Raw genomic sequence first — 7,714 nt, 5'->3', positions numbered from 1 at the left:
GGGTGGTCGTATCGGGCACGCGGTGGTTTATCCTGCGGGGTAGCATCTGTGTCATAGGGTGGTCATACGGGCTGACAGATGCCCGCATGACGGCTATAGGACACCTGCGTTACGGAACAAAACACAACCATGACGGGGTGGAACGCAATGGAAGCCATAACTCCTGATCTCTCGCGCCTCGATACCCGGCGGCGACGGATATATTACCGCGCCACGCACCGTGGCACGCATGAGACGGACGTGCTGATTGGCGGGTTCGTCGCCCCCCGGCTCGAAACCATGACCGAAGCACAGCTGGACGCGCTGGAAGCCGTGATGGACCTGCCTGATGCGGACCTGGCGGACTGGCTGAGCGGCCGCCGCCCCGTACCGGCAGAGGTCGATACCCCCATGATGCGCGAAATCATGGCCGACGCCACCGACCCCGCGCGTCTGGCGGCGATCCGGGGCGGAAGATGAACGATACGGCGGGTTTCTCCCTGGCGCCGGACGCGCCGGTGCCCGTCTGGGGCGTACCCGACGGGTATGACGCCTTCCTTCTGGCCCGCAGGCTGGATGAGCATGACGGGCCGGTACTGCATGTCTGCCGCGATGACGCGGGCATGGCGCGCATGGCGGACCTGCTGGCCTTTATTGCGCCGAAGGCGGAAATCCTGCGCTTTCCCGGCTGGGACTGCCTGCCGTATGACCGTGTCTCCCCCAACCCCGCCATCGTGGCGGAGCGGGTGGCGACCCTGACCCGCCTGCTGGAAAAGGCGACCACACCGCGCATCGTGCTGACCACCGTCAGCGGCCTGGTGCAGCGCGTGGCCCCGCGCGCGGCGTTTGCGGGGCAGTCGATTACCATAAAGGTGGGTGAAAGCCTTGATGCGCCGTTCCTTATGGAACTGCTGGTCGCGCACGGCTACAACCGCACCGACACGGTCATGGACCAGGGCGAGTTCGCCACCCGTGGCGGCATTTTTGATATTTTCCCGGCAGGTGAGGCCGAGCCGGTGCGCCTCGACCTGTTTGGGGACGAGGTGGAGAACATCCGCCGCTTTGACCCCGGCACCCAGCGCTCCACCGCGAAGATCGACAGCCTGACCATGCGGCCGGTGGCTGATTTCAGCCTCGACCCAGCGTCCATATCGCGCTTTCGCACCGGCTGGCGCGACCTGTTCGGCCCCGCCGCCGCCAGTGACCCGATCTACCAGCACATATCCGAAGGCCGCCGCCACGCAGGCATGGAACACTGGCTGCCCCTGTTTCATGAACATATGGAAACGCTGGTGGATTACCTGCCCGGCGTCTCCATCTCGCTGGCCAACCAGGCGCAGGAAGTGCTGGCCGCCCGGCTGGAAATGATCGCGGACCACTTCGACGCCCGCAAGCAGCCCACGCGGGAAGGGGAAGTACCCTACCGCCCGCTGCCGCCGCATCTCATGTATCTCGACCGCAAGGGGTGGGATGCGATGATCAGCGGCAAAAAGGCGGTGGTGTTCATGCCCTTCGCGCAGCCTGATGGCGCGCCCGGCATGGATGCGGGCGGCAGGCCCGGCCAGATGTTCGCCAAGACCGTGACCGAGGGGCGTGAAAACGTCTTCCCCATGCTGCATGCGCGGGTGGATGAATGGGCGCAGACCGGTCGGCGCGCCTATGTCACGGCATGGAGCCGGGGTTCGTGCGAGCGGATTGGCGTGCTGCTGCGCGAATACCGCCTGCCGGTCCAGACCTTCACCACATGGCGTGACGCACAGAAGATGCGCCCCGGCACGGTGGGGCTGCTGACGCTGGGGCTGGACCGTGGCTTCGTGGCCGACAATGTCGCCTTCGTGTCCGAACAGGACCTGCTGGGGGAGCGCATTGCGCGCCCGCCGCGCCGCCGCAAGAAGGCCGACCAGTTCATTTCCGAGGCATCGGAAATTGCGGAAGGGGACCTGATCGTCCATCAGGATTACGGCATCGGCCGTTATGACGGGCTTGAGACCATCGGCGTGGGCACCGCGCCGCATGACTGCCTGCGCCTGATCTATGATGGCAACGAGAAGCTGTTCCTGCCGGTCGAGAACATCGAACTGCTCAGCCGCTTCGGTTCGGATCAGGCGCATGTGGCGCTGGACCGTCTGGGTGGCACGTCGTGGCAGTCGCGCAAGGCGAAGATGAAGCAGCGCATCCGCGACATGGCGGGTGAACTGATCCGCACCGCTGCCGCCCGCGCCCTGCGCGAAGCCCCGGCCCTGACGCCAGAGGAGGGGATGTGGGACGAATTCTGCGCCCGTTTCCCCTTTATCGAGACCGATGACCAGTCCCGCGCCATCGCAGATGTGCTTGATGACATGGCTTCGGGCAAGCCGATGGACCGGCTGGTATGCGGTGATGTCGGGTTCGGCAAGACCGAAGTGGCCCTGCGCGCGGCCTTCGTCGCCGCCATGTCGGGCGCGCAGGTTGCAGTTGTGGTGCCGACCACGCTGCTGGCGCGCCAGCACTACCGCACGTTCTCGGCACGGTTCGCGGGGCTTCCGGTCAACGTGGCGCAGCTCTCACGCATGGTCACGGGCAAGGAGGCGACCGCGGTGCGCAAGGGACTGGCCGATGGCACGGTCAATATCGTGATCGGCACCCACGCGCTGCTGGCCAAGACCGTCAAATTCGCTGATCTCGGCCTGCTGATCGTGGACGAGGAACAGCATTTCGGCGTAGCGCACAAGGAAAAGCTCAAGGCCCTGCGTGAGGACGTGCATGTCCTGACCCTGTCCGCCACCCCGCTACCACGCACGCTGCAGCTTGCCCTGACCGGCGTGCGGGAAATGAGCCTGATCGCCACGCCACCGACCGACCGGCTGGCGGTGCGCACCTTCATCATGCCGTTCGACAGCGTGGTGATACGTGAAGCGATCCAGCGCGAGCGCTTCCGGGGCGGACAGGTCTTCTGCGTCGTGCCCCGGATCGAGGATCTGGACCGCATGGCCGCCCGCCTGAGCGAGATCGTGCCGGATGCCCGGCTGGTACAGGCCCATGGCCGCCTGACACCAACCGAGCTGGAACGGGTCATGACCGAGTTCAGCGATGGCAAATACGACATCCTGCTGTCCACCAACATTGTGGAAAGCGGGCTGGACATGCCTGCGGTCAACACGCTCATCATCCACCGGGCCGACATGTTCGGGCTGGGGCAGCTCTACCAGTTGCGCGGGCGCGTCGGGCGCGGCAAGCAGCGCGGCTATGCCTACCTTACGTGGCCGCAGACCCATGTGCTGTCGGCTGCGGCGCACAAGCGGCTGGAAGTCATGCAGACGCTCGACACGCTGGGCGCGGGCTTCACGCTGGCCTCGCATGACCTTGACCTGCGCGGCGCGGGCAACCTGCTGGGCGATGAACAGTCCGGTCATATCCGTGAGGTCGGGATCGAACTCTACCAGCAGATGCTTGAAGACGCGGTGGCCGACCTGCGCACCGAAAAGGGACGGCGCAAGCTGCAGGACCGTGACTGGACGCCCAACATCATCCTTGGCCTGCCAGTGCTCATTCCCGATACCTACGTGACCGACCTGCCGGTGCGCCTTGGGCTGTACCGGCGCATCGCGGCCCTGGCCAACGATGCCGAGGTCGAGGCGATGGAAGCCGAACTGGTGGACCGCTTCGGCACCATGCCCGATGAGGTGCGCAACCTGCTGGATGTGGTCACGCTCAAGCGCATGTGCCGCGAAGCGGGCGTGGAACGGCTGGAAGCTGGCCCCAAGGGCATGGTCATCCAGTTCCGCGGCAATACATTCGCCAACCCTGCCGGGCTGGTGGCATGGATCGCCCGGCAGAAGGAGGCCAATGTCCGCCTGCGCCCCGACCACAAGCTGGCCATCATTCGGGAAATGACAAATGCCCAGCGCATAAAACAGGCCCGCAAGGTACTGACAGCGCTGGTGGGGCTGGCACGGGAAGATGCGGGCGTCCCGGCCTGATAAACGCCCGCGAGATCATTCCTGCATACGGGTTGACGGGGCCAGCCGCATGGTGGCTGCCCCGTTAACGGCACATGTCCATCAACATATCCCTGACATGCGGCGGGACGGCGGGTAGCAAAACGGGCAGGCCGACATTGCGTTGCCTTAACGGATGGGCAGCGGAATATGGTTGACGGTCATGACACCGCCCTCCCAGCTTACATCCCATGACGTGCCGCCTGTTTCCGACTTGTGACCAAACAGCTTGGCCAGAATCAGCGCTGCACTGGCCCGTGTCTGCCCGGCATTGCGCAGGGTGTCGATCACGGCATCAAGATTCTGCACCAGTATGTGCCCGCTGGCGGAAGAAGCATCGGTATGGCCGGTCAGGTTGGCGTCACCATTGCCGGTAATCTGCATGGCCCCGCGCTGGGCCGACAGGGCTGATACATGCAGCGGCACCATGACGTTTTCCGGCGGGTGACCGGTTATGGCCTCGGCCAGCGGCACCAGCGAACTGCCGGGCACCGCCGCCTTTGCCGTTGCCTGCTGCGGCAGGGCGCTGACCAGCAGCGTATTGCGTGAGCCGGTTATGCCAATGCCCTGCGTTTCCAGCGTCAGGGTTGCGGGCGCGCTGTCGCTTTTGCTCCCCCCCAGATGCAGGTGCGCGCGGCGGAAGGACAGCTTCGTGCTTCCATTGGTCAGCAGGCCGCCCTGCCATGTCAGGTCATAACTGCCGCCCGTGCGCAGCCCGTCCATGATCGGAGCGGCGGCTGACGCGAAATAAGACTGCTCACAACCATCAGAATGATGCCCCGTCATGACCGCAAGCAGCACGAGCGACGCCACATCCTCCATATCCCGCAGGGCCTGCGGCCCCATGCCCGTACCGCTGGCCGCAATGTCGGTGGCGTGGAATGTCTGGTCGGTCCTGCCCGCCAGCGCCAGGTCATATCCCTGCGCGGCAAGGGCGCTGCCGCTACGGGGCTGGGTGGTCGCAACCTGCACCCTTGCGCAGGTATCGGGCAGGGCCGTGGCCTTTGCCGCGCCCATGCACGACAGGGTGGCGAGGATCGTGGTTATGAGTAATTTCTTCATTTGCCCTACACGTTGGCGTGATTATGCCCCTGATGCAATCGGGCATACTACTTCCACCCCATGATAATACAGCCCGAGCATACTGCCCATGCTGCGCAAGATTGATACTTTCCTGCTCTGCCTTCTGGTCACCGTGGGGCTGGCCAGCATCATGCCGTGCCGGGGGGTAGGGGTCAGCGTATTCAATACGCTTGCCATTATCATGATCGCGAACATGTTCTTCCTGCAGGGCGCACGGCTGTCACGCCGCGCGGTGGCGGAAGGGATCACGCACTGGCGCATCCATCTTGCCATCCTGTCATGCACTTTTGTCATGTTTCCGCTGCTGGGCATGGGCCTGCACCGGCTGCTGCCGGGCATGCTGGATGGCGCGATGTGGACCGGCGTGCTGTTCCTGTGCTGCCTGCCATCCACGGTGCAGTCTTCCATCGCCTTTACCTCGATCGCGCGGGGCAACGTGGCGGCAGCCATCTGTTCGGCCACGCTTTCCAACATACTGGGCATTTTCCTTGCGCCGCTGCTGGTGGGGCTCATGTTTGGCCGCCATGCCAGCGGGGGCGGCGGCGGAATCATGCCCATCGTGCTGCAACTGCTTGTACCCTTCATCGCCGGGCAGGTCGCGCAGCCATGGATTGGCGAATGGGCGCACCGGCACAAGAAATTACTGGCCTTTTCCGATCGCGGCTCGATCCTGGTGGTGGTGTACACCGCCTTCAGCGAGGCCGTGACCCAGGGGCTGTGGCACCGCCTGCCACCCGCGCAGATCGGCCGCGTGGTGATGATGGATACGGGCCTGCTGTTTCTGGCGCTGGGGCTGGCCTACCTTGCGGCGCGCGCGGGCAGGTTCGGGCGCAGCGACCGGATCGCCATACTGTTCTGCGGGTCGAAAAAATCGCTGGCGTCTGGCGTGCCGATCGCCAGCGTGCTGTTCGCGCCGTCCGATATCGGGCTGATCGTAATGCCGCTCATGATCTATCATCAGGTCCAGCTTTTCATCTGCGCGACCCTGGCGCGGCGTTTCGCCCGGCAGGCGGATGACCCGCCGGTGCCCGTGCAGGGTGCGGGCGAGACATGTTCCCGGCCCGGATCATAGGGCGATCAGCCGCCCGGTTTCCTGAAACGGCCTTCACGTCGATCGCCCCTCGCATACAGGCGCGCGGCCCGGTATGTAGGCAGGCCGCATGGTATGCCACAGGGCATGAAACTGCATGAATGGTGGAGAGAGATGACAGGACTGGATCCGGACAACTGGGATACGCTGCGGGCGCTGGGCCACCAGATGGTGGATGACATGATGGACCGCCTGTCCACCCTGCGCGAACGCCCCGTCTGGCAGCCCATGCCCACGTCCCTGCGTGAGGAACTGCGCACCGGCCTGCCGCATGATCCCACCCCGCCGGCCGAGCTGTATGCACGCTTTCGTAAACTGGTGGAGCCGTATTCCACCGGTAACGTGCACCCCGGCTTCATGGGCTGGGTGCATGGCGGCGGCACGGCGGTGGGCATGCTGTCCGAACTGCTGGTGGGCGGGCTGAACGCAAATTGCGGTGGCCGCGACCATGCCCCGATCGAAGTCGAGCGCGAGGTGATCCGCTGGGCGGCCGAGATGTGCGGCTTCCCGGCCGAGACATCGGGCCTGCTGGTCACCGGTTCCTCCATGGCGAACATGATCGCCGTCATCACTGCCAGCCGTGCCGTGCCGGACGGGCTGGAAATGCGCGCGCGCGGCGTGGGCACGCGCAAGCTGGTGGGCTATGCCGCCGCAACCGCGCATGGCTGCATCTCACGTGCATTCGACCTGACCGGGCTGGGCACGGACAGCCTGCGCGTGATCCCGGTGGATGCGCAAAACCGGATGATCCTGCCAGAACTCGAACTGGCCATTGCGCGTGACCGCGCCGCCGGGCTGGAGCCGTTCATGGTGATCGGCACCGCAGGCACGGTGGATACTGGCGCGATCGACAATCTGGACGGGCTGGCGGACATCGCCGCGCGGGAAGGCATCTGGTTCCATGTGGATGGCGCGTTCGGCGCGCTGGCCATGCTGTCCGACACGTTGCGGCCCATGCTGCGTGGGCTGGAGCGGGCCGACAGCGTGGCGTTCGATTTCCATAAATGGGCGCAGGTGCAGTATGACGCGGGCTGCATCCTTGTCCGCAGGCCCGGCGCACAGGCCGCGGCCTTCGCCCAGTCCCGCGCCTATCTTGCGCGCGAGGACCGTGGCCTTGCCACCAACGCGCCGTGGTACTGTGATCTCGGCCCCGACCTGTCACGCGGTTTCCGTGCGCTGAAGGTATGGATGACACTGGGCACCTATGGCGCGGATGGCATGGGCGCGATGATCGCCAACTGCTGCGCCATCGCCCAACATCTGGCGCGTCAGGTGGAAGCCAACCCCCGGCTGGAACTCCTCGCCCCCGTTACGCTGAACATCGTGTGCTTCCGGATCATCGCCCCGGTGGCGGATCTGGATCACTTCAATGGGGAAGTGGTGAAGGACCTGCATGAAAGCGGCATCGCCGCGCCGTCCACCACCATCATCAATGGCCAGAAGGCGGTGCGCGCGGCCATCGTCAACCACCGCACCACCAATGCGGATGTGGACCGGATGCTCGAAGCCCTGCTGGAACTGGCTGACCGCAGGCTGGTACCGGCCTGAAGCCGGAAAAACACCCGCGCCCGGCATATACTGACCG

5 protein-coding genes are annotated in these 7,714 nt (G+C 65.1%); 4 read left to right on the top strand and 1 reads right to left on the bottom strand.

Annotated elements, in window-relative coordinates:
- The first annotated feature begins 147 nt into the window (after positions 1 to 147).
- Positions 148 to 459, top strand: coding sequence for a succinate dehydrogenase assembly factor 2 (locus DY926_RS05770; protein WP_116702487.1), 312 nt, complete (start codon positions 148 to 150; stop codon positions 457 to 459).
- On the top strand, positions 456 to 3,938 hold the full coding sequence (gene mfd / locus DY926_RS05765; RefSeq protein WP_116702486.1) for a transcription-repair coupling factor: 3,483 nt from the start codon (positions 456 to 458) through the stop codon (positions 3,936 to 3,938). The genes DY926_RS05770 and mfd overlap by 4 nt, the downstream gene beginning before the upstream one ends.
- Positions 3,939 to 4,085: 147 nt before the next feature.
- Here mfd and DY926_RS05760 read toward each other — a convergent pair whose 3' ends face one another.
- Complete coding sequence (locus tag DY926_RS05760; RefSeq protein ID WP_116702485.1) at positions 4,086 to 5,018, bottom strand: hypothetical protein; 933 nt, start codon at positions 5,016 to 5,018, stop codon at positions 4,086 to 4,088.
- Between the two features lie 88 nt (positions 5,019 to 5,106).
- Between DY926_RS05760 and DY926_RS05755 the strand changes: the two genes are divergently transcribed.
- Together DY926_RS05755 and DY926_RS05750 are read left to right on the top strand one after the other, a co-directional pair.
- Positions 5,107 to 6,111, top strand: a complete 1,005-nt coding sequence (locus tag DY926_RS05755; protein WP_116702484.1) for a bile acid:sodium symporter family protein — start codon at positions 5,107 to 5,109, stop codon at positions 6,109 to 6,111.
- Positions 6,112 to 6,243: 132 nt separating this feature from the next.
- On the top strand, positions 6,244 to 7,677 hold the full coding sequence (locus tag DY926_RS05750) for a pyridoxal phosphate-dependent decarboxylase family protein (RefSeq protein ID WP_116702483.1): 1,434 nt from the start codon (positions 6,244 to 6,246) through the stop codon (positions 7,675 to 7,677).
- Positions 7,678 to 7,714: the final 37 nt, after the last annotated feature.

Source organism: Komagataeibacter melaceti, from assembly GCF_003403295.1.
Classification (GTDB): domain Bacteria; phylum Pseudomonadota; class Alphaproteobacteria; order Acetobacterales; family Acetobacteraceae; genus Komagataeibacter; species Komagataeibacter melaceti.
The sequence above is the reverse complement of the archived record's forward strand: the minus strand, read 5'-3'. Positions and strand labels throughout refer to the sequence as shown.